Raw genomic sequence first — 23083 nt, forward strand, 5'->3', positions numbered from 1 at the left:
CCTTTGTACTCACCCTCTCGGGCTTTCCTCCGGGCTTCGTTCTTCGTTTCCGACTCTATCAGACTCTTTCGTGTCCGATTCCCGGTCGAAGCGGGATCTTGCTTTTCGCTTTCCAGTTCTTCGCTTTCGCGTTTCCCTTTCCGGCGAGTCCGACTCTATCAGAACCTTTCGGGCCTGACCCCCAGTCAGCGGGGTTTGTCTTTGCGGCTGTTGGGCCGTTCCGACGAGGTGTGACACTAGCGGATTCCTTGCCCCCGACCTAATCGGCGGCGGTGCCACTCGGGCACGGATTCCTCATTCGCAAATACGCATGAAAAAGAGACGACAACGTACGTCGCTTCGTTCGAATGTGTAGTGGCGGATGGCTGTCCGGGGACCGACCGGGGTCGGCAGCTCACTTCGGACAACTCGAAGAACCTTACGGATCCCGCACGCCAGTGTCAACCTCCGGCCGCCCCTCCCCCGTCCGGGGACGGGAAGGGGCGGGAGGCTGCCGTCAGCTGTTGCCGGAGGCCAGTTCACGGCTGCGGTCGCGGGCCGCTTCCAGGGCCGCGATGAGGGCCGCCCGTACGCCGTGCTTCTCCAGCTCCACGATCGCGTTGATCGTCGTACCGGCCGGGGAGGTGACGGCCTCGCGGAGCTTGACCGGGTGTTCGCCGCTGTCGCGGAGCATGACGGCGGCGCCGACCGCGGCCTGCACGATCAGGTCGTGGGCCTGGGCGCGCGGGAGGCCGAGGAGGATGCCCGCGTCCGTCATGGCTTCGACGAGGAAGTAGAAGTACGCGGGGCCGGAGCCGGACAGGGCCGTGGCGGCGTCCTGCTGGGATTCGGGGACGCGCAGGGTCTTGCCGACGCCGCCGAAGATCTCCTCGGTGTGGGCGAGGTGGGCGCCCGTGGCGTGGCTGCCGGCGGAGATGACGGACATGGCCTCGTCCACGAGGGCCGGGGTGTTCGTCATGACGCGGACCACGGGGGTGCCCGCGGCGAGCCGGTCCTCGAAGAAGGAGGTCGGGATGCCCGCGGCGCCGCTGATGACCAGGCGGTCCGCCGGCACGTGCGGGGCCAGTTCTTCGAGGAGCTTGCCCATGTCCTGCGGCTTGACCGTGAGGATCAGGGTGTCGGCGCGCTTGGCGGCCTCTGCGTTGGTGACGGCTTCGACGCCGTAGCGGGTCCGGAGCTCCTCGGCTCGTTCGGGGCGGCGGGCCGTGACGAGGAGCTTCGAGGCGGGCCAGCCGCCTCGGATCATCCCGCTGAGCAGGGCCTCACCGATCTTGCCGGTGCCGAGAACGGCGACAGTCTGGGTCATGGCCTCATCTTTGCACCCGGTCCGAACGCTCTAGGGGGTGCGGCGGCGCAGGGTGGCCGCGCCGAGGGCGAGGACCAGCAGGGCGCAGGCGGCCACGACGATCGCGTCGCGGACGAAGTCGGTGGTCATGTCGGTGTGGGTGAGGACCTGGGTCATGCCGTCGACGGCGTAGGACATGGGCAGGACGTCGGACACCGCTTCGAGGACCGGCTGCATGGTGTTGCGGGGCGCGAAGAGTCCGCACAGGAGCAGCTGCGGGAAGATCACGGCGGGCATGAACTGGACGGCCTGGAACTCGGAGGCCGCGAAGGCGGAGACGAACAGGCCGAGCGCGGTGCCGAGGAGCGCGTCGAGCAGCGCGACCAGGAGGAGCAGCCAGGGCGAGCCGACGATGTCGAGGCCGAGGACCCAGAGGGCGAGGCCGGTGGCGAGCAGCGACTGGACGACGGCCACGGCGCCGAAGGCGAGGGCGTAGCCGCCGATCAGGTCGCCCTTGCCCAGGGGCATCGCGAGGAGGCGTTCGAGGGTGCCGGAGGTGCGCTCGCGCAGGGTCGCGATGGAGGTCACCAGGAACATCGTGATCAGCGGGAAGATGCCGAGGAGGCTGGCGCCGATGCTGTCGAAGGTGCGCGGGCTGCCGTCGAAGACGTAGCGCAGCAGGGTCAGCATCAGGACGGGCACGAGCAGCATCAGCGCGATGGAGCGCGGGTCGTGGCGGAGCTGGCGCAGGACGCGCTGGGCGGTGGCGGTGGTGCGGGCGGCGTTCATCGGGTCTCGTTCTCCCCTACGGCGGTGGCCGGGGCGGCGCCCCGGGCTCGGGCCTCGGCGTTGGCCTCGTCCACGAGGTGCAGGAAGCCCTCTTCGACGGTCTCGGAGCGGGTACGGGCGCGCAGCGCGTCCGGTGTGTCCTCGGCGAGGATCCGGCCTTCGCGCATGAGGAGCAGGTCGTGGCAGCGCTCGGCCTCGTCCATGACGTGCGAGGAGACGAGGATCGTGGCGCCGCGGCTGTCGGCGAGGGTGTGGAAGAGGTTCCACAGGTCACGGCGCAGGACGGGGTCGAGGCCGACGGTGGGTTCGTCGAGGACGAGCAGCTCGGGGGCGCCGAGCAGGGCGACGGCCAGGGAGACGCGGCTGCGCTGGCCGCCGGAGAGGTTGCCGGCGAGGGCGTCGGCGCGGGAGGTCAGGTCCACGTCGGCGATGACGCGGCCGACGTCGGCGCGGCGGCGGTCGGCGGCGGCCCGGCCGGGGTCGAGGACGGCGGCGAAGTAGTCGAGGTTCTGCCGGACGGTGAGGTCGTCGTAGACGGAGGGCGCCTGGGTGACGTAGCCGATGCGCGAGCGCAGTTCGGGGTGTCCGGCGGGGCGGCCGAGGACCTCGAGGGTGCCGGTGACCTGGGCCTGGGTGCCGACGACGGCGCGCATGAGGGTGGACTTCCCGCAGCCGGAGGGGCCGAGGAGGCCGGTGATGCGGCCGCGGGGGACGGCGAAGTCGATGCCGTGGAGGACGGTGCGGGGGCTGCGGCCGGTGCCGCGGCGGACGGTCAGGCCGCGGGCGTGCACGGCAGGAGTGGTGGCCGCGACTCCGTCGGCCTGGTTATTCATCATGTGATGAATAATGCTCCTGGGGGTGCCTCCCGTCAACCACCCGGGAGGGGTGGTCGACGGTCGGGAGGAGACGGCGGGGTCAGGAGGAGACGGTGCGGATCTTGCGGCGCTCGGCCAGCTTGACGACGAGCAGGCAGTAGAGCGGGGTCGCGACGATTTCCAGGACCAACGCCTGCCAGGGCGCGTCGGCGGCCGTCTCGTCGTTGGCGAGGTCGTTGGCCAGGGCGGTGAGCGTGAAGGCCAGCAGGTTGTTCACCATGTGGTGCGCGATGGCGGCCTCCAGGCCACCGGTGCGCAGGGTGAGCCAGGCGTACCAGGCGGCGGAGTAGAGGAGCAGTGCGAAGCCCGACCACTGGCCGAAGCCGTGGGCCAGGGCGAAGAGGACGGAACCGACGGCGATGCCCACCCACGGGGTGCGCAAGTGCGCGCCGAACGCCTGCTGGATCCAGCCCCGGAAGAGGTACTCCTCCGCGGCCGCCTGGAAGGGGACCAACAGCCACACCACGGCCAGGGAGAGCAGCAGCGTCGCCAGGGCGGGCGGGGCGAAGAGCTCGGCCGCCGTGCCGTCGGGTCCGTCCCCGGGCACGAGCCACACCAACAGGCCGAACTGGGTCCCCAGCACGGGCAGGGCGAGGGCGGAGCAGAGCGCCAGCCAGCCGAGCCGCAGCCGGCCGGTGACCGAGGAGATCGTGCCGGCCGGACGGCGCTGGATCCAGCGGACGACGAGCAGGACCGCGGGTATCGCGAGGCCGAGGCTGACGAGGCCGAGCGCCACCTCGGCGATCGGGTCGGCGAAGACCGCCTCGCCGTCCGGGTCGGCGGCGGCGATGCCGAACACGTGGGCGAGCAGCATGGCCGCGATGAACAGCGCGATCATGCAGACCACGCCGGCGGCGCCGAGCAGGGCGGTGCCGCCCAGCTCACGCCGGATGCGCTGCCCGCCGTTGCGGGCCAGGGCGGCGTAGGACGAGCCGGCGGGGGCCGAGAACGGTCCGGTGGGCGGCGGGGGCGCGGGCGGGTACGGGTAGGCCCAGTGCGGCGGGTACTGCGCGTACTGCGCGTACTGCGCTTCTTGGGGGTGCTGCGGGTACGGGGCGTACTGCGCGTGCTCGGGCGGGGGCGGCCAGTACGGCGTGCCCGGGGGCGGCGGGGGCGGGGCGTACTGCGGGTCCGTCGCGGGACCTTCGGGGTGCGGGGACGTACCGCTCACTCCCGGCTACTTCTTCTTGCGCTTGGGACGGCGGGCCGCGGGGTTCCCGGTACGGGCGCCCCGGCGGCGGGTGTGTTCGGTGCGGGCGCGCTCGTACTCGGCGCGGGCCAGTCCCTCACCGGGAGCCTCGATCAGGCAGCGCAGGAAGTACGCGATCAGACCGCCGATGAAACCGATGGCCTTGAGGCCCTTGAGCGAAGCCTCGTCCGAGGACGGCGCCGGGCGCCGGGTGAAGGACTCCCACGCCTTCGCGAAGGCGATGGAGCTCGCGATCGCGAAGAGGACGACGACGGAGATGCTGAGGAAGGGACCGACGTTGCCGATCTCCAGGCCCTCGTACGCGAAGCGCAGCAGGTAGGCGGCGATGACGGCGGCCAGCAGCGAGGCCACCGCCATGCCGGCGCGGCGCAGGCCGTACCCGCCGTCGTGCTCGACCCAGGTGGTGCCGAAGAACCGGATCGGCTGCGGCCGGGGGCCCTCGGTGGTGGCCGGGGTCGCCGCGGCTTCGGGGGCTCGCCCGGCGTCTCGCTCTTCTTCTCGTTCGTCGCTCACACCGGCGATTATCCCCCGGCGCGCGGTCGGGCCAGGGTGCGTCTCATGTGGCAGACGGGGGCCGTCAGCTGTTGCGGTAGGAGGTCGTGCACACCATCACGGAGTCGTCGAGCTGCGTCCACATCCAGTACTGGGTGCTGTCGGTCTGGCTGCGGCGGCAGTTCGCGGCGCTCGGGGCCGCCGGTGCGCGGTACACGCCGGTGACGATCATGACGTAGTCGTAGGCGGTCGGTATGCGGGTGGCCCCGCAGTCCACGGCGGTGAAAGTGCCCAGGGTGAGGTGGTTGTTCGTGCCCTTCGCCGCCAGTACGCAGTAGTTGACGTGGAACAGGCGCGTCAGGCACACGTTGATGTCCTGGTAGCGCCAGTTGGTCCGTCCGTTGCCGCTGGGGCAGTCCCCCGACACGACCGAACCGACCTGGACCTGGGCCCGCGTCGTGTCGCACCCGACGGGCTCGGGAGGGGTGTTCACGTTCCACTTGTTCGGGTAGCCGGTGTCGTACCAGGGCAGGCAGGTACCCGCGCGGACGGCCCTGAAGGCCGCCTCCCTGGGGTCCGGGGTCGGGGAGGGGCGCGGCGTGGGGGTGGGCGTGGGGGTGGGCGTGGGGGTGGGGGTAGGGGTACGGGTGGGTGACGGCGGCGGCGCGGGGGCGATGACCTCCGGGGTGCGCGTCGGGCGGTGGCTGGAGGGGGACGCGGACGGTGCGTCGCGCCCTTCGGCGGACGCCCGGTCGTTCCGGATCTGCTGACCCACCACCCCTATCGCCAGGACGATGACGAGCACGGCGGCCGTGATCATCCATCCGATCGTGGCATCGAAGAGCTTCCTGCCGGCGCCCCCGTCCCCGCTGTCCCGCAGCTCCGCCGAGCGGCGGGCCTCCGCCGCCCGGCGCCGGCGGGCCGCCGCGGCCAGGCGTTCCCGCTCCTTGCGGGCGGCCGCCTCGCCCGGATCGGTGAGCTGCGGGGCCTGCGGCGGCGCGTGCTCGGCAGTGGGGGTCTGCTTCCCGGAAGCGGACCCCTTGCCCGCCGCGTCGAGGGCCCGGCCGTGGGCCTCGTAGGCGGTGATCGTCGCCGTCCATTCCTCCGGCAGCCAGCGCCGCACGCGCCGCGTCTCCGACACGGCGGTGGCCAGGACGGTGGCGGGGTCGGGACGCCGGCTCGGGTCGAGGGCCAGGCACGGCTCGATCAGCGGAGCCAGCCGGGTGGGCAGCCCCGACAGGTCCACCTTCCCGCCCTGGACGTGGGCCAGCAGCACCATCTCGGACTCCAGGCCCTCCCGGTACGGCGGACGTCCGACGGCGAGGTGGAAGAGGGTCGCCCCCAGGGAGAAGACGTCCGACGCGGAGGTCGACGCCTGGCCGCGCGCCTGCTCCGGCGAGGTGAAGGCGACGGTCCCCAGGGTGAGCGAGGTACGGGTGCGGTCGACGGCGTGCGAGATGCCGAAGTCGATGACGAGCGGGCCGGTCAACGGCAGCAGGATGTTCTGCGGCTTGACGTCCCGGTGGACGATCCGGCTGCCGTGCAGGGAGATCAGTGCCTGCACCACGCCCGCGGCCACGGTCGGCACCGCCCAGGGGGCGAGCGGCCCGTGCGCGCGCACGAGGTCGGCCAGGGACGGGGCCGGTACGTACTCGATGGCCATCCAGGGCCGAGGTGCGTCGGGATCGGCGTCGAGGACGCGGGCGGTGTGCGCGCCGTCGACGCGTCGGGCCAACTCCACCTCCCGCGCGAACCGCTCCCGGTCGACCGGGAGCACCGGGCCCTGTGCCAGGAGCGTCTTGACCGCGACCAGCCGTCCCCCTCCCTTCGGCCGCGCCAGGTAGATCCGGCCCATGCCGCCGGAGGCGAGCCGCCACAGCAGGCGGTAGTCGCCGAGGCGTTGCGGGTCGTCGGTGTCGAGACGGTGCACTGCGATGCCGGGCATGGTTCGCTTCCCCCTCGTTCAGCGACCGCACGCGGCCGCGATGATCAGCAACAGCACGACCGCGACGACCATCCCGGCGCAGCCGAGCCCGCCGCCCGCGGCGGGTCCCTTCGTGCCGGTCTCCACCTGGCCGCCCAGGGGCAGACCGGGGTGCCGGGCGGTGTAGTGGTCCTCGTGCTGGCGCCCGGCCTCGGACGGGTCACCCCAGGTGCTCTTGAACCCGCACTCGCCGCACCAGAAGCGGTAGTTCATCCCTCTCCCCCTTCTTCTTCCCCTGCTCCCCTCGGAAGCGTGCGGTCCGCGCAGGTCGGGGTACAGGCCATCGCACCGGTCACGTATGAACGGCGGGCGCCCGCTACGCTCACCTGCGATCCGGGCCGGCGCTCCGGCCCCGAGGGGGGAAGGAGCCGCATGACGACCGACCGACTCGCAGAACTCGCCGCGCTGTTGAAGGACCTGCGCAAGCGGTCCGGGTTGACGCAGGAGCAGTTGGCGCACGCATCCGAGGTGAGCGAGAGCACCATCCGGAGGCTGGAGGGCGGCAGGGCCCAGAACCCGACGCTGCTCTCGCTGGCGAAGCTGCAGGACGCGCTCGGGGCCGGGCCGGAGGACCGCAGGCGGCTCGCCGAGCTGTTGGCGAACGGACGCGCGGCCCCGGCGGAGGCACCGGCTGAGGCACCGGCTGAGGCACCACCGGCGCCGGCGGCGCGCTCCGGGATGCTGGTCCGGGACGACGTCCGCTCCGCCGCCCGTGACCTGGCGTTGGAGGTCCGGCGCCGCTGGCGGGTCGAGGAGGAGCAGCGCCGGGTCCACGACCCCTTCCCGCTGCCGGTGCGGTGGCGGCGCACCGACCCCGCGCTCAGCGATCACGAGGCCAACATCGAACGGCTGCCACCGGGGGCCGCGGCGCCCCTGCCCACCGACCTGAGCGGTGACCTGCCGACCGTCGCCGCGTTCTACCGGCGCAGGCGCTCGGGGCGCCTGGTGATCCTCGGCAGGGCGGGCTCGGGCAAGTCGGTCCTCACCATCCGGTTCGTCCAGGACTTCCTGGAGTCCCGAGCCGAGCTGGAGCGCGTACCCGTGATCTTCGGCATCGGCTCCTGGGACCCCACGGCCTCGACCTTGCGCGCCTGGGTGACGGAGCGGCTCGTACGGGACCACCCGCAGCTCGCGGATCGCGTGGCGGGCCGCTCGATGGCCGACGCCCTGATCGAGGCCGATCTCGTCCTACCGGTCCTGGACGGGTTCGACGAGATCGCGGAGGGGCTGCGGGGCCGGGCCCTGGAGGGGCTGAACGAATTCTCGTCGCCGCTCGTCCTCACCAGTCGGCGCGAGGAGTTCGCCGAGGCGGTCGGTTCGGCCGGTAGGCCACTGGTGTGGGCGACCGTGATCGAGCTCGCCGACCTGACGACCGAGGACGTCGCCTCGTACCTGCCGCGGACCGCCCGGCGGCGCCCCGGCGATGGCGGTACGGGCGATGGCGGTACGGGCGATGGCGGCCGGGGCATGTGGGACGGGGTGATGGGGCGGTTACGGGAGGAGGCCGGGTCCGGGGGCGGCGACGACGGGGGCGGCGCGCCGGCCCTGGCCGGGGCCCTGCGCACCCCCTTGATGACCGCCCTGGCCCGGACCCTGTACAGCGACGGCGATCGGCCCGGGGGCGACCCGGCCGAGCTGTTGGACGCGCGGGCGTTCCCCGACGAGAGTTCCGTCGAGGAGCACCTGCTCGCGGGGTTCGTCCCCGCCGTCTACCGCTCGCGCCCCCGCGACCGCGGATGGGACCCGGAGCGCGCCGAGCTCTGGCTCGGCTACCTCGCCCACCACCTGGCCCATCCCGACCGGGAGCGGCAGGACCTCGCCTGGTGGGAGATCGGCGACTTCCTGCCGAGCCGCCAGCGCGTGCTGAGCGTGGTGCTCACGGCCACGCTGTGCACCACGCTCAGCACCTGGCTGATCGGTTTCGTGATCGGCAGGCTGCCGGCGTGGGAGAACGCCGTACAGGGCGCCCTGATGGGTCCCGCCGCCGGACTCGCCTTCGGCGCCGTGTACGCGGTCATGAACGCGAGGGGCGGCGGCACCTTCGAGCCGGCCTACGTACGGCTGCGCCTGCGCCCGCGGGGCGGCGGCCGGCCGGCCGAGGCGGGGCGGGGGGCGCGGCGCGGGGCGGTGCGGATCTTCACGGCGCGCTTCGGCGCGGTGCTGGCGGGCGGATTCGTGATGGGGCTGGGTTGCTCCTGCGCCCTGATGGTGCAGCAGCAGCTGGCCTACGGCCCGAGGCTGAACCGCCAGGTCCTGGAGTGGATGGCCACGAACATGCTCGTCTTCGGGTTGATCTTCGGTGCGGGGGCCGGTCTGGTCTTCGGCCTGCTGGCGGCGCTCGAAGCGCCCCTGGACGTGGCCTCCGCCGCGAACCCGCTGGGCCTGCTCGCCGCCAACCGCGCGATCGTCCGGGGGCAGTTCCTGGTGCTGGTGCCGCTGCTCGCGCTCTCGGTGGGCTTCGGCGGCGGGCTGATCGTGTCCCTGCTGGACGGTGTGGTCGGGGAGCTGAACTGGGACACGCGGGACGGGCTCCAGATCGGCTGCGTCGTCGGCCTCGCGGGCGGGCTGTCCTACGCCCTCTCCTTCACCGCGTGGGGGCACTGGGTGATCCGGGCCAGGCTGTGGCTGCCGATGGCCGGCAAGCTGCCCTGGGACACGGCCGCGTTCCTGGACGACGCGTACCGGCGCGGGGTCCTGCGCCAGGCGGGCGCCGTCTACCAGTTCCGCCACGTCCGTCTCCAGCACCACCTGGGCCGCGCCTACCGGCGGAGCCGGACCGGGCGGTCCCTGCGCTGGTCCCCGGTCGACCCGGCCGCCGGCCCCGGGGAGAGCGGCTGAAGCGGACTCCGGGGCGCGGGCGGTAGCGGGGAGCGGCTCAGCCGCAGTGGGTGGCGACGTAGCCGTCGCTGCCCGTCTTGACGTAAGCGTCGGCGACGTACAGGCCGTTGCCGATGCAGTCCCAGATGTCGGAGGTGCCGTAGGGGCCGGAGACCGTCGTGCCCGGGGTCTGGCAGTCGATCTTCACCCAGGCGCCGTACGGGAGGACCTTCTTGATCGGGTAGCCGGTGCCGGGGCCGCTGCGGACGTTCACCCGCGCGTCGGGCGCGACCGGGAACGTCATGTAACCGGCGTCACCGGACATCGCGGACAGGGATTCCACCGCGCCCGCCGTCTCGTCAACCGCCATGCTGATCTCCCCCATTGACCGGATATCGACCACGACCGGACGGTAGCGCCCGGCAACTCGCGGAGGATAGCAGCCCCTTACGGAATCGCACGCACCGTCGACTAGGCTCCCCCGGGGGTGATGGGCGATGAGATCGGCGCGCGCTGAGCAGTCCGGGTTTCCGGAGTACGCCGGGCTGTACCGGCTGGAATCCGTCCTCGGTTCCGGCGGCATGGGCGTCGTCCACCTGGCCACTTCCGCGTCCGGGTTGAAGCTCGCCGTGAAGATCGTGCACGCGCAGCACGCAGTGGATCCCGAGTTCCGCGCCCGCTTCCAGCAGGAGGTCGCCGCGGCGCGGCGGGTGAGCGGCGCCTTCACCGCACCCGTCGTCGACGCCGACACCGACGCCGAACGGCCCTGGATGGCCACCCTGTTCATCGACGCCCCGACGCTCGCGGAGCGGGTGCGCGAGCGGGTGTTGGACCCGGCCGAGGTCGGCCGGCTCGGCGCCGGGATGGCGGAGGCGCTGCGCGACATCCACCGGGCCGGTGTGGTCCACCGGGACCTGAAGCCGAGCAACGTGCTGATGGCGCCCGACGGGCCGAAGGTCATCGACTTCGGGATCTCGCGCCCGTACGACAGCGACCTGCGGACCGAGACCGGGAAGCTCATCGGGACCCCGCCCTTCATGGCGCCCGAGCAGTTCCAGCGGCCCCGGGACGTCGGGCCGGCCGCGGACGTCTTCGCGATGGGGGCGCTGCTGGTCCACGCGGCCACCGGACACGGGCCGTTCGACTCCGAGAGCCCGTACATCGTGGCGTACCAGGTGGTGCACAACGAGCCCGACCTCACGGGGGTGCCGCAGGAGCTGGCGCCGCTGATCGCGCGGTGCCTGGCGAAGGACCCGGCCGCGCGGCCCACCGCCGACGAGCTGATCGCCGTACTGCGCTCGGCCGCCTATCCGACGAACGAGGATACGCGGGCGTTCATACCGCGCCCGCGCTTCCCCCTGATGGGTCCGGCGGCCGAGCCGGTCACGCACCGGCGGGACGGGCTGCTCGTGCCCGAGGACGCGCCGTCCGGACCGGATGCCGGGGCGGGGCGGCGCGCGGGGCGGCGGCGGCAGCGCCCGCGGTGGCGGGTGGCCGCCGTGTTGGGGACCGGACTGCTGGTCACGGGCGGGGCGGTCGGCGGGTACGTGCAGTTCCGGGAGACGCCGGCCACGACGGTCGCCGATCAGCTGGACGGCGCGCCGGGCGGGGCCGCGGCGGCCAGGATCGCGCCGTGGTCGGTGAGCCCCGGCGCGGCCGGGGCCGCGCGACGGATCCCGGCCTGCGGTTGGATGACGGACGCCCTCTACTGCTCGGCGCCCGGTCTCGCGGCGGTCCGGCTGGACCCGGCGACGGGCGCGGTGCGGTGGTCGGTGGCCGGGGTCACGGGTCCGGCGGACCCGGCGCCGTTCCCCGGGGGCGGCGCCGTCCTCGTGCACCTCTCCGGCAGCCACCTGTTGCAGGCGCTCGACCCGGCGACGGGGGCGCAGCGCTGGAAGGCCGACACCCCGCGCGGCGCGGACGTCGTGCCGGCGGGTGCGCTGGTGCTGGTCGTCGCCGCCGACGGGCAGGTGACGGCGCGCGACGCGGCGACCGGCGCCGTGCGCTGGACGAAGCGGGCGGCGGGCGCCGGTGCGCAGTTCGTGGCGGCGGCGGACGGCTCGGAGGTGTACGCCGTCACGCCCGCGGGGGACGGTACGTCGACCCAGGTGCTGGCCCTCGCGGCGGCCGACGGCGCCACCCGCTGGCAGCACAAGGCAGTGGGGCTGCTGGAGCCGGTGGGGGTGGTGGACGGAACGCTGCACCTGCTGACGGGCGACGGGATGGTGACGGACTCGGTGGTACGGCTCGACCTGCGGACCAGGGGCGAGCGGCGCACGCTGCTGCCGACGACCCTGTTGCAGGCGCAGGCCGGGGTGGGGGCGGACGGGACGGTGTACGCGTTCGGGAGCGGCGGTGCGTTGGTGGCCGTGGGCGCGGAGCGGGAGCTGTGGCGGCTGGAGACGGCGGCCAGTCAGGCGTCGCGGCCGGTGGCGGCGGACGGGCGGGTCCACCTCATGGCGGCGGACGGGCGGCTGCTGGCGGTGGACGCGGTGCGGGGGCGGCTGGTCGGGCAGAGCGCTCCGCGGATGGCTACGGGGGCGAACACCTTCGTGCCGGTGCGGCCTGCGCCGGTGGTGGCCGACGGGCGCGTCTTCGGCTCCGCGCCGGACGGCTCGGTCTTCGCCGTCGACCCTGGCGGGTGGCGGTAGTTCCCGTGGGGGCGTGGGGCGTGGTCGGGGTCCGGCCACTGGGCCCGCCCCTTCCGTCCGGCCCGCCAAATCCAGCCTGCCCGGCGATTGAGGGCCCGCCGGAGGCACATCCAGCCCGCCCGGCGATCGAGGGCACGACGGTCAGCACCCGACTACCGGTCGACTGCCCTCCGGGGGGCGCCTCAATCGCCGGCGGGGCTGGGGGCGGCGGGCGCTTACAGCCCGCCCCTTCTGTCCGGCCCGGCCAAATCCAGCCTGCCCGGCGTTTGAGGGCCCGCCGGAGGCACATCCAGCCCGCCCGGCGATCGAGGACACGGCGGTCGGCACCCGTCTGGCGGCCGCCCGCCCGCCGGGGGCGCCTCAATCGCCGGCGGGGCTGGGGGCGGCGGGCGCTTACAGCCCGCCCGGCGATTGAGGGCCCGCCGGAGGCACGTCGAGCTCCGCCCGGGGGCACCTCCCAGCGGTAGCTGGGGGAGATTGAGGCGGGGGGTCAGCCCAGGAGGGAGACGTCGCGGACGGCGCCCTTGTCGGCGCTGGTGGCCATGGCGGCGTAGGCACGCAGCGCCGCCGACACCTTGCGCTCGCGGTTCTTCGGCGCGTAGACGCCGCCCAGCGCCTCGCGACGGGCCGCCAACGTGGCGTCGTCGACCAGCAGGTCGATCGAGCGGTTCGGGATGTCGATCCGGATGCGGTCGCCGTCCTCGATGAGCGCGATCGCCCCGCCCGACGCCGCCTCCGGCGAGGCGTGGCCGATGGAGAGCCCGGACGTACCGCCGGAGAAGCGACCGTCGGTGATCAGCGCACAGGACTTGCCGAGCCCGCGGCCCTTGAGGAAGGACGTCGGGTAGAGCATCTCCTGCATGCCGGGGCCGCCGCGCGGGCCCTCGTAGCGGATGACGACGACGTCACCCGGCTTGATCTCCTTGCGCAGGATCTTGTCGACGGCCTCGTCCTGCGATTCGCAGACCACGGCCGGGCCTTCGAAGGTCCAGATCGACTCGTCGACGCCCGCCGTCTTGACCACGCAGCCGTCGACCGCGATGTTGCCGTGCAGGACCGCGAGACCGCCGTCCTTGGAGTAGGCGTGCTCGACGGAGCGGATGCAGCCGCCCTCGGCGTCGAGGTCGAGGGTGCCCCAGCGCTCGGACTGCGAGAAGGCGGTCGCGGAGCGGACGCAGCCGGGGGCCGCGTGCCACAGCTCGATCGACTCCTCGGAGGCGGTGCCGCTGCGCACGTCCCAGGTGCCGAGCCACTCCTCGATGCTGGCCGAGTGCACGGTGTGGACGTCCTTGTTGAGCAGACCGCCGCGGTACAGCTCGCCGAGGATGGCGGGGATGCCGCCGGCCCGGTGGATGTCCTCCATGTAGTACGTACCGCCCGGCGCCACGTTCGGCGCGACCTTGGAGAGGCACGGGACGCGGAGCGAGACCTCGTTGATGTCCTTGAGGTCGTAGTCCAGGCCCGCTTCCTGCGCCGCGGCCAGCAGGTGCAGGATCGTGTTGGTGGAGCCGCCCATGGCGATGTCGAGCGCCATGGCGTTCTCGAAGGCCTCGCGCGTGGCGATGGAGCGGGGCAGGACCGAGTAGTCGTCCTGCTCGTAGTGGCGCTTGGTGATCTCGACGATCGTGCGGCCCGCGTTCTCGTACAGCGCCTTGCGGGCGGTGTGCGTGGCGAGGACCGAGCCGTTGCCGGGGAGGGCGAGGCCGATGGCCTCGGCGAGGCAGTTCATCGAGTTGGCGGTGAACATGCCGGAACACGAACCGCAGGTGGGACAGGCGTTCTCTTCGATGCGCAGGACGTCTTCGTCGGAGACGTTCTCGTTGGAGGCGTCGACCATCGCGTCGATGAGGTCCAGCTTGCGGACGGTGCCGTCGACGAGGGTGGCCTGACCGGCCTCCATCGGGCCGCCGGAGACGAAGACGACCGGGATGTTGAGGCGCATGGCGGCCATCAGCATGCCGGGGGTGATCTTGTCGCAGTTCGAGATGCAGATCAGGGCGTCGGCGCAGTGCGCTTCCACCATGTACTCGACCGAGTCCGCGATGAGGTCGCGGGAGGGCAGGGAGTACAGCATGCCGCCGTGGCCCATCGCGATGCCGTCGTCCACCGCGATCGTGTTGAACTCGCGCGGGACGGCGCCCGCGGCCAGGATCGCGTCGGAGACGATCCGGCCGACCGGGGCGAGGTGGGTGTGCCCGGGGACGAACTCGGTGAAGGAGTTGGCGACCGCGATGATCGGCTTGCCGATGTCGGCGCTCGCTACGCCCGACGCCCGCATAAGGGCGCGGGCGCCCGCCATGTTGCGGCCGTGGGTGACGGTGCGGGACCTCAGCTCGGGCATCGGGTTCACTCCCCATAGATGACACGTGGATGGCTCAGATTACGAGGCTACGCCTGCCGCCCGGGATCCGGACAGGGTGTCCGCATGTCGGGACGGGAGGCTCATTCCTCGGTCAGGTACCGCTGGAGGGTGGGCGCCACGAGCGCGACGATGTCCTCCGCGTCGGCGGAGGCGAGCGGCTCGACCTGGACGACGTACCGCAGGATGGCGATGCCGACCATGTGCGACGCGGCCAGCTCGGCGCGGAAGGTGGGGTCGGGGACCTTGAGGTCGGCCGCCACCCGTTCCAGGACCCGGCGCAGGATCAGCTCGCGCAGCACCTTGGCCGCGGCCTCGTGGGTCAGCGCCGAACGGACCACGGCGAGCAGGGGCGCGCGGGAGGCCGGGTTCTCCCAGATGCCCAGGAAGTAGCGGGCGAGGCGCTCGCCGATGCCGTCGGGGCCGTCCCCGACGACGGCCGGGACGACGAGGGCGGGGTCCACGCTCATCTCGATGGTCGCCGCGAAGAGGTCGTCCTTGGTGCCGAAGTAGTGGTGGACCAGCGCCGGGTCCACACCCGCGGCCTTGGCGATCCCGCGCACGGACGTCTTGTCGTAGCCGCGGTCGGCGAACTCCGAGCGGGCCGCGAGACGGATCCGCTCCTGGGTGCCGGGTCCGTCGCCGGCCTCGTCCTGGCGGGGGCGGCCGGGGCCGCGGCGGCGGCGCTCCTGGGGGGCGTCCGTCATCGGCGCGGGACCTTGGTGACGGGGCCGGTGCCGGGGCCGGTGCCCGTGCCCGTGCCGGCGCTGGCGAGGTGCAGCCGGGTGAAGGCGAGGGCCTCGGCGAGGTCGGCCTCGCGCTCGGCGGCGGACATCGCGCGGCGGGTGTTGACCTCGATGACGACGTGGCCGTCGAAGCCGGTGCGGGCGAGCCGGTCCAGCAGCTCGGCGCAGGGCTGGGTGCCGCGGCCGGGGACGAGGTGCTCGTCCTTGGCGGAACCGTTTCCGTCGGCGAGGTGGACGTGGGCGAGCCGGTCGCCCATCCGGTCGATCATCGCGGTGGCGTCCGTACGGGCGGTCGCGGTGTGGGACAGGTCGACGGTGAAGTGCCGGTAGTCGTCCTTGGTGACGTCCCACTCGGGCGCGTACGCGAGCATCTCGCGGTCGCGGTAGCGCCAGGGGTACATGTTCTCGACGGCGAACCGGACGTCGGTCTCGTCGGCCATCCGCCAGATGCCGGAGACGAACTCGCGGGAGTACTGGCGCTGCCAGCGGAACGGCGGGTGGACGACGACCGTGCTCGCGCCGAGCTTCTCGGCTGCGGACTGGGCGCGCTGGAGCTTGGTCCACGGGTCGGTGGACCAGACGCGCTGGGTGATCAGGAGGCAGGGGGCGTGGATCGCGAGGATCGGGACCTGGTGGTGGTCGGAGAGCCGGCGCAGGGCCTCGATGTCCTGGCTGACGGGGTCCGTCCAGACCATCACCTCGACGCCGTCGTAGCCGAGGCGCGCGGCGATCTCGAAGGCGGTCGCCGTGGACTCCGGGTAGACGGAGGCGGTGGAGAGGGCGACTTTCGCGTCCGGGATGCGCACTGGTTCTGCCACGGGGACAGGGTACGGGGGTGCGGGGCCGCGGCCCCCCACCGGGCCGCTCGCCTCCGGCGGGGGTGGGGGGCCGGCCCGGCTCCGTGCCCTCAATCGCCGGGCGGGCTGAACTTGGCCGGGCCGGACGGAGGGGGCGGGGCGGATGTGGCCGGGTCCCACCCAGCCCCGCCGGCGGTTGAGGCGCCTCCCGGAGGGTGGGTCAGGTTGTGGGGAGGTGGTCCAGGCGGCGGAGGATGATGCCTTCGCGCAGGGCCCAGGGGCAGATTTCCAGTTCTTCCACGCCCAAGAGATCCATCGCGGCCTCGGCGACCATCGCACCGGCCAGCAGCTGCCCGGCGCGGCCCTCCGAGACGCCGGGGAGGGCCGCCCGCTGGAGCGTGGTCATCTCCGCGAGGCGCGGGACCCATTCCTCCAGGGACTTGCGGGTCAGCCCCCGCTGGACGAAGAGCCCCTCCGCCGAGCGGGCCGCGCCCGCGATCCGGGCCAGCTGCTTGAAGGTCTTGGAGGTGGCCACCACGTGGTCCGGCGCGCCCGACCGGCTGAACTCGCCGACCGTCCGCGCGATCTGGGCCCGTACGTGCCGGCGCAGCGCCTTGACGTCCGCCGGGTCCGGCCGGTCGCCCGGGAGCCAACCGGCGGTGAGCCGCCCAGCGCCGAGCGGCAGGGACACGGCGGTGTCGGGGTCCTCGTCGATGCCGGAGGCGATCTCCAGGGAGCCGCCGCCGATGTCGAGCACCATCAGCTTGCCCGCCGACCAACCGAACCAGCGGCGCACCGCCAGGAACGTCAGGCGGGCCTCGTCCGCGCCGCTGAGGACCTGGAGGTCGACGCCGGTCTCCTCGCGGACCCGGGTCAGCACCTCGTCGGCGTTCGTCGCCTCGCGCACCGCACTGGTCGCGAAGGGCAGGACGTCCTGGCACCCCTTGTCCTCGGCGGCCTGGGCGGCGCCCGCGATCACCGAGACGAGCCGCTCGACGCCGTCGGGGGTGACCGCGCCGCGCTCGTCGAGCAGCTCCGCCAGGCGCAGTTCCACCTTGTGGGAGTGCGCCGGCTGGGGGCGCGCGCCGGGGTGCGCGTCGACCACCAGCAGGTGGATCGTGTTCGAACCCACGTCAAGGACACCGAGTCTCATACGCGAAACGCTACTGGGCCGAACGCGTAGGGGCGGCGTAAGGGGCCTTTAGGCTTGGGTTCGTGCCCAATACGAAGAAGGCCGGCAAGACCACCAAGCCGAGCAAGACGAAGAAGTCGAGCACCACGGACGAGAAGGGGCTCGACTTCGCCCGGGCCTGGGTGGAGTTCCCCGATCCGGCCGACGACGAGCAGATCTTCCGCTGTGACCTGACCTGGCTCACCTCCCGTTGGACCTGCATCTTCGGCAGCGGCTGCCAGGGCATCCAGGCGGGCCGCGCGGACGACGGCTGCTGCACGCTCGGCGCGCACTTCTCCGACGAGGACGACGAGAAGCGGGTCGCCGAGAACGTGGCGCGCCTGACGCCGGAGCTGTGGCAGTTCCACGACGTCGGCGCCGAGTCGGGCTGGGTGCAGAAGGACGAGGACGGCGAGCGGCAGACCCGGCGGTGGGAGGGGTCGTGCATCTTCCAGAACCGGCCCGGTTTCGCGGCGGGCGCCGGTTGTTCGCTGCACATCCTGGCGCTGCGGGAGGGCCGGGAGCCGCTGGAGACGAAGCCGGACGTGTGCTGGCAGCTGCCGGTGCGCCGGACGTACGAGTGGATCGACCGGCCGGACGACACCCGGGTGCTCCAGGTGTCGATCGGTGAGTACGACCGGCGCGGCTGGGGCCCGGGCGGCCACGACCTGCACTGGTGGTGCACGTCGGCGACCTCCGCGCACGGCGCGGGCGACCCGGTCTACGTGACCTACCGGCCCGAGCTGACCGAGCTGATGGGCAAGGAGGGCTACGACGCGCTGGTCGCGCTGTGCGAGGCGCGCCTGGCGTCGGCGCCGCCGATGGCCCCGCACCCGGCGGACCCGGTGGTCCTGCCGGTCCCGGCGGTCCCGGTCAAGAAGAAGTAGCGGGCGTCGGGGTCGGGGTAACCGTTCCCTCGGACGCGGTCGGCGTCGGCGTCGGGGTGGGGCTCGGCGTGGGCGTCGGGGTCGGCGTCTCGGTCGGGGTCGGCGTCGGGGTCGGCGTGGGCGTCGGGGTGGGATCCGTCGGCGGCGTCCGGCTGGGCTGCGGGGCCGGGCGGCCGCGGCCCGAGATCGAGACCATCGCGCCGCTCGGGTCCACCCCGACCCGGGCGGTCCAGGCGCCCACGGGCTGGGCGTCGGGGTCCACGGTGATCCGTAGGGTGACCGATTCTCCTGGGGCCAGGGTGCCCGCCGTGGCGCTCGCGCGCAGCCAGGGGGCGTCCGTCCACAGCCGCCAGTCGACGGGGGCGCCGCCGGACGCGCTGAGGGCGAGCAGGGTGACTCCGCCATGGGAGGCGGCGGTGACGGTGAGCCGACCCAGCCCCGCCGAGCCGGGCTGGGCGGGACCGGTCGGGGCGCCCGAGCTGATCACCTCGACGGACACGTCGGGAACGGGGCCGCCTTCGGTGAACCGGGGCTCGGCGCCGGTGGTGCGGGTGTTGCCCGCGTTCTCGTAGGCCGCTGCGCCCGGGATGGGCCGGCCGTCGTAGCCGTTCAGGTGCGACGGGATCTGGAGCTCGCTCGCGGAGATGCGGGTGTTGGTGGCGCCGGTCGACTCGCCGGTGCTGGGGGCGCCGCGGTACGCGGCCCAGAGGGCCAGGACCGGCGCCGCGACCACGGTGGCGACGACCGTGGTGGTGACCGCGCGGGCCCGGATCCGGTCGCGGCGGGCCGCGCGGTCCTTCGGGTCGAGGGGGAATCCGGTCCGGGCGAACCGCGGGGCCCCGGCGCGACCGCGGACCCGGGCGGAGCGCAGCATCGCGGTGCGCACGCCGGTGCGCGGCGCCGGTACGAGCGGCAGGGCGCCGGTGCCCACGCCGCCGGAGCCGGGCCACGGGGCGCCGGCGCCGACGCGTTCGGCGACGCGGCGGCAGAGCGGGCAGTCGTCGACGTGGCGGACGAGTTCGGCGCGCAGGGTGGTGGAGAGCAGCACCTGGCTGTCCCCGGTGAGCCGGGAGACGGCGGGACAGTTGCCGGTTTCGACCACGGCGAGCGCGGCGCGGGTGCGCTCGACCTCGCAGGCGGCTCCGGTGAGCAGGTCGCGGGCGGCGGTGGCCGGGGTGCTGAGGACGGCGGCGAGTTCGGTCACGGTCAGCCGGTGGCGGACGGCGAGTTCGAGGGCCTCGCGCTGCTCGGGGGTGGTCCCGGCGGCCTCGGGCCAGGCGAGCCGGGCCAGCTCGGTCCGGCGGTACGCGTTGACGTCGATCGAGTCGGCGGGGGGGGCCCCCCGCCCCCCCGCGGGGGGGGGGCCCCGCCCGGGGGGGGCCCCCCCCCCCGGCCGGGGGGGGGGGGGGGGCCGGGGGCCCGGGGGCGGGGGGGGCGGGGGGCCGTGGGGGGGGGGGGCGGCGGGGCGGCGGGGGGGGGGGGGGGGCCCCCCCCCCGGCCCGGGGGGGGGGCCCCCCCCCGTCCGGTCGGGGCCGCCACCCCGGGCCGTGCGGTCCGGGGCGGCGCGGTCCGAGGCCGTGCGGTCCGAGGCCGGCGCGCGGTCGGCTTCGGTGCGCCCCGGCGCACGCCGGGTGGTGTGCACGCCCGGCGGGGTGTGCCGGGCGCGCCGGGTTTCGGCGAGCCTGCGCAGACAGGCCCAGCGGGCAAGGGCGTAGAGCCAGGCCCGGCGGTCGCTCTCGTCGGGGCAGCGCCCCGGGTGCCGCTCGGCCACGGCCAGGACCTCGCCGAGCACCTCGGTGGCGCTGTCGTGGTCGCACAGGACCGACAGGCAGTACGTGAACAGGCCGTCCAGGTACGGCTCGTGGCGGAAGGGGGGCGCCTGCTCCCCCTCGGGGAGCGTGCGCCCGTGCGCCCGGTGTGCGCCGGTGCGAGTCATGGGGTTGCCGTGGTTGCTGCTGTTCACCTCGTGAAGGTAGGCGGCCGGCCGGCGACGGCCCGGAAGCCTTCAGCACTTTTAGTCCTTACGGGTGAACAGATCGTGTCGTTGCTGACAGCCGCCCTGACGTCCCCGCCCGATCGGCTCCGGCGGGGGTGTCGGCGCCGGCCGTTACCGTTGGCGGCATGGCAGCAGCCCGTACATCCCGTTCATCCGCCAAGGACCGGCCGTCCTACCGCTGTACCGAGTGCGGCTGGACCACCGCGAAGTGGCTCGGCCGGTGCCCCGAGTGCCAGGCCTGGGGGACCGTCGAGGAGATGGGCGCGCCCGCCGTACGGACCACCGCGGCCGGCCGCGTGTCCACCGCCGCCGTGCCCATCGCCCAGGTCGACGTGCGCCAGGCGACGGCCCGCTCCACCGGGGTCGACGAGCTGGACCGGGTGCTCGGCGGGGGGCTCGTACCCGGGGCCGTGGTGCTGCTCGCCGGCGAGCCCGGCGTCGGCAAGTCCACCCTGCTCCTGGACGTCGCCGCGAAGGCGGCGAGCGACGAGCACCGCACCCTGTACGTGACGGGCGAGGAGTCGGCGAGCCAGGTGCGGCTGCGCGCCGACCGGATCAACGCGCTCAACGACCACCTCTACCTCGCCGCCGAGACGGACCTGTCGGCGGTGCTCGGGCACCTGGACGCGGTGAAGCCCTCGCTGCTGATCCTGGACTCCGTACAGACCGTCGCCTCCCCCGAGATCGACGGGGCGCCCGGCGGCATGGCCCAGGTCCGCGAGGTCGCGGGGGCCCTGATCCGCGCCTCCAAGGAGCGCGGGATGTCCACGCTGCTCGTCGGCCACGTCACCAAGGACGGGGCCATCGCCGGTCCCCGGCTGCTGGAACACCTCGTCGACGTGGTGCTCAGCTTCGAGGGCGACCGGCACGCCCGGCTGCGCCTGGTCCGCGGCATCAAGAACCGCTACGGCGCCACCGACGAGGTCGGCTGCTTCGAGCTGCACGACGAGGGGATCACCGGGCTCGCCGACCCGAGCGGGCTGTTCCTGACCCGGCGCGCGGAGGCGGTGCCCGGCACCTGCCTGACGGTGACGCTGGAGGGCAAGCGGCCGCTGGTCGCCGAGGTGCAGGCGCTGACCGTGGACTCGCAGATCCCCTCGCCCCGCCGGACCACCTCCGGGCTGGAGACCTCCCGCGTCTCGATGATGCTGGCCGTGCTGGAGCAGCGCGGCCGGATCAGCGCGCTGGGCAAGCGGGACATCTACACCGCGACGGTGGGCGGGGTGAAGCTGACGGAGCCCGCCGCCGACCTGGCCGTGGCGCTGGCGCTGGCCTCGGCCGCGAGCGACGTACCGCTGCCGAAGAACCTCGTCGCGATCGGCGAGGTGGGGCTGGCCGGTGAGGTGCGGCGGGTGACGGGCGTGCAGCGCCGGCTCGCCGAGGCGCACCGGCTCGGGTTCACGCACGCGCTGGTGCCGGTCGACCCGGGCAAGGTGCCCGCGGGCATGAAGGTCATCGAGGTGGCCGACATGGGGGACGCGCTGCGGGTGCTGCCGTCCGGCCGGAGCCGGAGCTCAAGCAAGCCCGGCGCCTGAGGTGGACGCGTGAGGTCTACGCCTGAGGTGGACGCGTGAGGTGCAGGTCAGGGGGCCCGTCCGGGGTCCTCTGACGGGCACAGTGGCCAAGCCACGGCGGGGGCGTGGCGCGCGCCGGTAGACTTTGTGCTGGTCCGCCCGGCCGTACGCACTCCCCTGTGCCCGTGGTGCGGGGCGGTACGACCCGCGACCGGAGGAGTGCAGTGGCAGCCAAGGACGGGGCAGCAGCATCCGGGAAGTCCGGCGCAGGCAGCAAGCAGGAGGCCCTGATGCGGGCTTCGCTGAGCGCGGTCGCACCCGGTCAGCAGCTGCGTGACGGCCTGGAGCGGATCCTGCGCGGCAACACCGGCGGTCTGATCGTGCTCGGCATGGACAAGAGCGTCGAGGCCATGTGCACCGGCGGCTTCGTCCTGGACGTGGAGTTCACCGCGACCCGGCTGCGCGAGCTGTGCAAGCTCGACGGGGCGCTCATCGTGGACAAGGACATCACCAAGATCCTGCGGGCGGGCGTCCAGCTGGTGCCGGACGCCTCGATCCCGACGGAGGAGACGGGCACCCGGCACCGCACGGCGGACCGCGTCTCCAAGCAGTGCAACTTCCCGGTCGTCTCGGTCTCGCAGTCGATGCGGCTGATCGCGCTGTACGTCGACGGCGAGCGGCGCGTGCTGGAGGAGTCCGGGGCGATCCTGTCCCGGGCGAACCAGGCGCTGGCCACGCTGGAGCGGTACAAGCTGCGGCTCGACGAGGTCGCGGGCACGCTGTCGGCGCTGGAGATCGAGGACCTGGTGACGGTCCGCGACGTGACGGCGGTCGCGCAGCGGCTGGAGATGGTCCGGCGGATCGCGACCGAGATCGCCGAGTACGTCATCGAGCTCGGCACCGACGGGCGGCTGCTGTCGCTCCAGCTGGACGAGCTGACGGTCGGGATCGAGCAGGAGCGCGAGCTGGTCATCCGGGACTACGTGCCGGAGCCGACGGCGAAGCGTTCCCGCACGGTGGACGAGGCGCTGGCCGAGCTGGATTCCTTCACGCACGCGGAGCTGCTGGAGCTGGCGACGGTGGCGCGGGGGCTGGGGTACACGGGCTCGCCCGAGACCCTCGACTCGGCGGTGTCGCCGCGCGGGTACCGGCTGCTGGCGAAGGTGCCGCGGCTGCCGGGGGCCATCATCGAGCGGCTCGTGGAGCACTTCGGCGGGCTGCAGAAGCTGCTCGCGGCGAGCGTGGACGATCTGCAGACCGTCGACGGCGTCGGGGAGGCGCGGGCGCGGTCCGTGCGGGAAGGGCTGTCGCGGCTGGCGGAGTCCTCGATCCTGGAGCGCTACGTCTAGCCTGCGGCGCGAGCGTGGTGTCCCGGGACCGGCCGGGTTACCCCCGGGCGGAGCTGCTGAAGTCCCAGCCGCGGCCCGGACCGCCCTCCGGGGGCGCCTCAATCGCCGGCGGGGCTGGATTGGCCCAGCCCTGACGGCCGACCTCAGCCCAATCAAGCCCG

18 protein-coding genes are annotated in these 23083 nt (G+C 73.7%); 5 read left to right on the forward strand and 13 right to left on the reverse strand.

Annotation, left to right across the window (positions count from 1 at the left end):
• Nucleotides 1–496 precede the first annotated feature (496 nt).
• From proC to ACIBEA_RS26050, 7 genes are all read right to left on the reverse strand, one after another.
• Nucleotides 497–1306 carry a pyrroline-5-carboxylate reductase gene (gene proC, locus ACIBEA_RS26020; RefSeq protein WP_399264841.1) on the reverse strand — a complete coding sequence of 270 codons (810 nt, stop codon included), beginning with the start codon at nucleotides 1304–1306 and terminating at the stop codon, nucleotides 497–499.
• A gap of 30 nt (nucleotides 1307–1336) precedes the next feature.
• On the reverse strand, nucleotides 1337–2074 hold the full coding sequence (locus tag ACIBEA_RS26025) for an ABC transporter permease (protein ID WP_399264843.1): 738 nt from the start codon (nucleotides 2072–2074) through the stop codon (nucleotides 1337–1339).
• Nucleotides 2071–2910: an ABC transporter ATP-binding protein gene (locus ACIBEA_RS26030; protein ID WP_399264845.1), complete on the reverse strand. Its 840-nt coding sequence runs from the start codon at nucleotides 2908–2910 to the stop codon at nucleotides 2071–2073. Before ACIBEA_RS26030 ends, ACIBEA_RS26025 begins: the two co-directional genes overlap by 4 nt.
• A 79-nt stretch (nucleotides 2911–2989) precedes the next feature.
• Nucleotides 2990–4120, reverse strand: coding sequence for a lysostaphin resistance A-like protein (locus tag ACIBEA_RS26035; RefSeq protein WP_399264847.1), 1131 nt, complete (start codon nucleotides 4118–4120; stop codon nucleotides 2990–2992).
• A gap of 6 nt (nucleotides 4121–4126) precedes the next feature.
• Nucleotides 4127–4672: a hypothetical protein gene (locus ACIBEA_RS26040; RefSeq protein WP_399264849.1), complete on the reverse strand. Its 546-nt coding sequence runs from the start codon at nucleotides 4670–4672 to the stop codon at nucleotides 4127–4129.
• Nucleotides 4673–4736: 64 nt separating this feature from the next.
• Nucleotides 4737–6596, reverse strand: coding sequence for a serine/threonine-protein kinase (locus ACIBEA_RS26045; RefSeq protein ID WP_399264851.1), 1860 nt, complete (start codon nucleotides 6594–6596; stop codon nucleotides 4737–4739).
• Nucleotides 6597–6614: 18 nt separating this feature from the next.
• Entirely contained in the window at nucleotides 6615–6848 is a 234-nt protein-coding gene (locus tag ACIBEA_RS26050) for a hypothetical protein (RefSeq protein ID WP_399264853.1), read from the reverse strand.
• A gap of 159 nt (nucleotides 6849–7007) precedes the next feature.
• Here ACIBEA_RS26050 and ACIBEA_RS26055 point away from each other — a divergent pair, with 159 nt between their 5' ends.
• Nucleotides 7008–9473, forward strand: coding sequence for a helix-turn-helix domain-containing protein (locus ACIBEA_RS26055; RefSeq protein ID WP_399264855.1), 2466 nt, complete (start codon nucleotides 7008–7010; stop codon nucleotides 9471–9473).
• A 37-nt stretch (nucleotides 9474–9510) separates the two neighbouring features.
• Here the strand turns inward: ACIBEA_RS26055 and ACIBEA_RS26060 are convergent, their stop codons facing one another.
• Nucleotides 9511–9822 carry a peptidase gene (locus ACIBEA_RS26060; protein ID WP_399264856.1) on the reverse strand — a complete coding sequence of 104 codons (312 nt, stop codon included), beginning with the start codon at nucleotides 9820–9822 and terminating at the stop codon, nucleotides 9511–9513.
• 127 nt (nucleotides 9823–9949) lie between these two features.
• Between ACIBEA_RS26060 and ACIBEA_RS26065 the strand changes: the two genes are divergently transcribed.
• On the forward strand, nucleotides 9950–12103 hold the full coding sequence (locus ACIBEA_RS26065; RefSeq protein ID WP_399264858.1) for a serine/threonine-protein kinase: 2154 nt from the start codon (nucleotides 9950–9952) through the stop codon (nucleotides 12101–12103).
• A gap of 490 nt (nucleotides 12104–12593) precedes the next feature.
• On the opposite strand, the gene ilvD is transcribed toward ACIBEA_RS26065, so the two are convergent.
• The 4 genes from ilvD to ACIBEA_RS26085 all read right to left on the reverse strand — a co-directional run bounded on the left by ilvD (nucleotide 12594) and on the right by ACIBEA_RS26085 (nucleotide 17158).
• The gene (gene ilvD / locus ACIBEA_RS26070; protein WP_399264860.1) at nucleotides 12594–14444 is read right to left on the reverse strand and encodes a dihydroxy-acid dehydratase; all 1851 of its coding nucleotides are present in this window, start codon (nucleotides 14442–14444) and stop codon (nucleotides 12594–12596) included.
• A 101-nt stretch (nucleotides 14445–14545) separates the two neighbouring features.
• A complete protein-coding gene (locus ACIBEA_RS26075) occupies nucleotides 14546–15169 on the reverse strand; it encodes a TetR family transcriptional regulator (protein WP_399264862.1) in 624 nt (207 codons plus the stop codon).
• Nucleotides 15166–16026 (reverse strand): sugar phosphate isomerase/epimerase family protein, encoded by an 861-nt coding sequence (locus ACIBEA_RS26080; RefSeq protein ID WP_399264864.1) that lies wholly within the window; start codon nucleotides 16024–16026, stop codon nucleotides 15166–15168. Before ACIBEA_RS26080 ends, ACIBEA_RS26075 begins: the two co-directional genes overlap by 4 nt.
• Before the next feature lie 199 nt (nucleotides 16027–16225).
• On the reverse strand, nucleotides 16226–17158 hold the full coding sequence (locus tag ACIBEA_RS26085; RefSeq protein WP_399264866.1) for a Ppx/GppA family phosphatase: 933 nt from the start codon (nucleotides 17156–17158) through the stop codon (nucleotides 16226–16228).
• Nucleotides 17159–17220: 62 nt separating this feature from the next.
• On the opposite strand from ACIBEA_RS26085, the gene ACIBEA_RS26090 reads away from it, so the two are divergent.
• Complete coding sequence (locus ACIBEA_RS26090) at nucleotides 17221–18063, forward strand: hypothetical protein (RefSeq protein ID WP_399264868.1); 843 nt, start codon at nucleotides 17221–17223, stop codon at nucleotides 18061–18063.
• On the opposite strand, the gene ACIBEA_RS26095 is transcribed toward ACIBEA_RS26090, so the two are convergent.
• Nucleotides 18050–19267 (reverse strand): hypothetical protein, encoded by a 1218-nt coding sequence (locus tag ACIBEA_RS26095; protein ID WP_399264869.1) that lies wholly within the window; start codon nucleotides 19265–19267, stop codon nucleotides 18050–18052. The genes ACIBEA_RS26090 and ACIBEA_RS26095 overlap by 14 nt on opposite strands.
• Nucleotides 19268–20184: 917 nt before the next feature.
• On the opposite strand from ACIBEA_RS26095, the gene radA reads away from it, so the two are divergent.
• Together radA and disA are read left to right on the forward strand one after the other, a co-directional pair.
• Nucleotides 20185–21594 carry a DNA repair protein RadA gene (gene radA / locus ACIBEA_RS26100; protein WP_399264871.1) on the forward strand — a complete coding sequence of 470 codons (1410 nt, stop codon included), beginning with the start codon at nucleotides 20185–20187 and terminating at the stop codon, nucleotides 21592–21594.
• 203 nt (nucleotides 21595–21797) lie between these two features.
• Entirely contained in the window at nucleotides 21798–22922 is a 1125-nt protein-coding gene (gene disA, locus ACIBEA_RS26105) for a DNA integrity scanning diadenylate cyclase DisA (protein ID WP_399264873.1), read from the forward strand.
• Nucleotides 22923–23083: the final 161 nt, after the last annotated feature.

The organism is Streptomyces sp. NPDC051555 (genome assembly GCF_044454405.1).
GTDB lineage: Bacteria > Actinomycetota > Actinomycetes > Streptomycetales > Streptomycetaceae > Streptomyces.

Excerpts from the sequence above, each read along its gene's own strand:
- proC (WP_399264841.1), bottom strand. The coding sequence starts at position 1,306 with ATGACCCAGACTGTCGCCGTTCTCGGCACCGGCAAGATCGGTGAGGCC.
- ACIBEA_RS26025 (WP_399264843.1), bottom strand. The coding sequence starts at position 2,074 with ATGAACGCCGCCCGCACCACCGCCACCGCCCAGCGCGTCCTGCGCCAG.
- ACIBEA_RS26030 (WP_399264845.1), bottom strand. The coding sequence starts at position 2,910 with ATGATGAATAACCAGGCCGACGGAGTCGCGGCCACCACTCCTGCCGTG.
- ACIBEA_RS26045 (WP_399264851.1), bottom strand. The coding sequence starts at position 6,596 with ATGCCCGGCATCGCAGTGCACCGTCTCGACACCGACGACCCGCAACGC.
- ACIBEA_RS26050 (WP_399264853.1), bottom strand. The coding sequence starts at position 6,848 with ATGAACTACCGCTTCTGGTGCGGCGAGTGCGGGTTCAAGAGCACCTGG.
- ACIBEA_RS26055 (WP_399264855.1), top strand. The coding sequence starts at position 7,008 with ATGACGACCGACCGACTCGCAGAACTCGCCGCGCTGTTGAAGGACCTG.
- ACIBEA_RS26060 (WP_399264856.1), bottom strand. The coding sequence starts at position 9,822 with ATGGCGGTTGACGAGACGGCGGGCGCGGTGGAATCCCTGTCCGCGATG.
- ACIBEA_RS26065 (WP_399264858.1), top strand. The coding sequence starts at position 9,950 with ATGAGATCGGCGCGCGCTGAGCAGTCCGGGTTTCCGGAGTACGCCGGG.
- ilvD (WP_399264860.1), bottom strand. The coding sequence starts at position 14,444 with ATGCCCGAGCTGAGGTCCCGCACCGTCACCCACGGCCGCAACATGGCG.
- ACIBEA_RS26075 (WP_399264862.1), bottom strand. The coding sequence starts at position 15,169 with ATGACGGACGCCCCCCAGGAGCGCCGCCGCCGCGGCCCCGGCCGCCCC.
- ACIBEA_RS26085 (WP_399264866.1), bottom strand. The coding sequence starts at position 17,158 with ATGAGACTCGGTGTCCTTGACGTGGGTTCGAACACGATCCACCTGCTG.
- radA (WP_399264871.1), top strand. The coding sequence starts at position 20,185 with ATGGCAGCAGCCCGTACATCCCGTTCATCCGCCAAGGACCGGCCGTCC.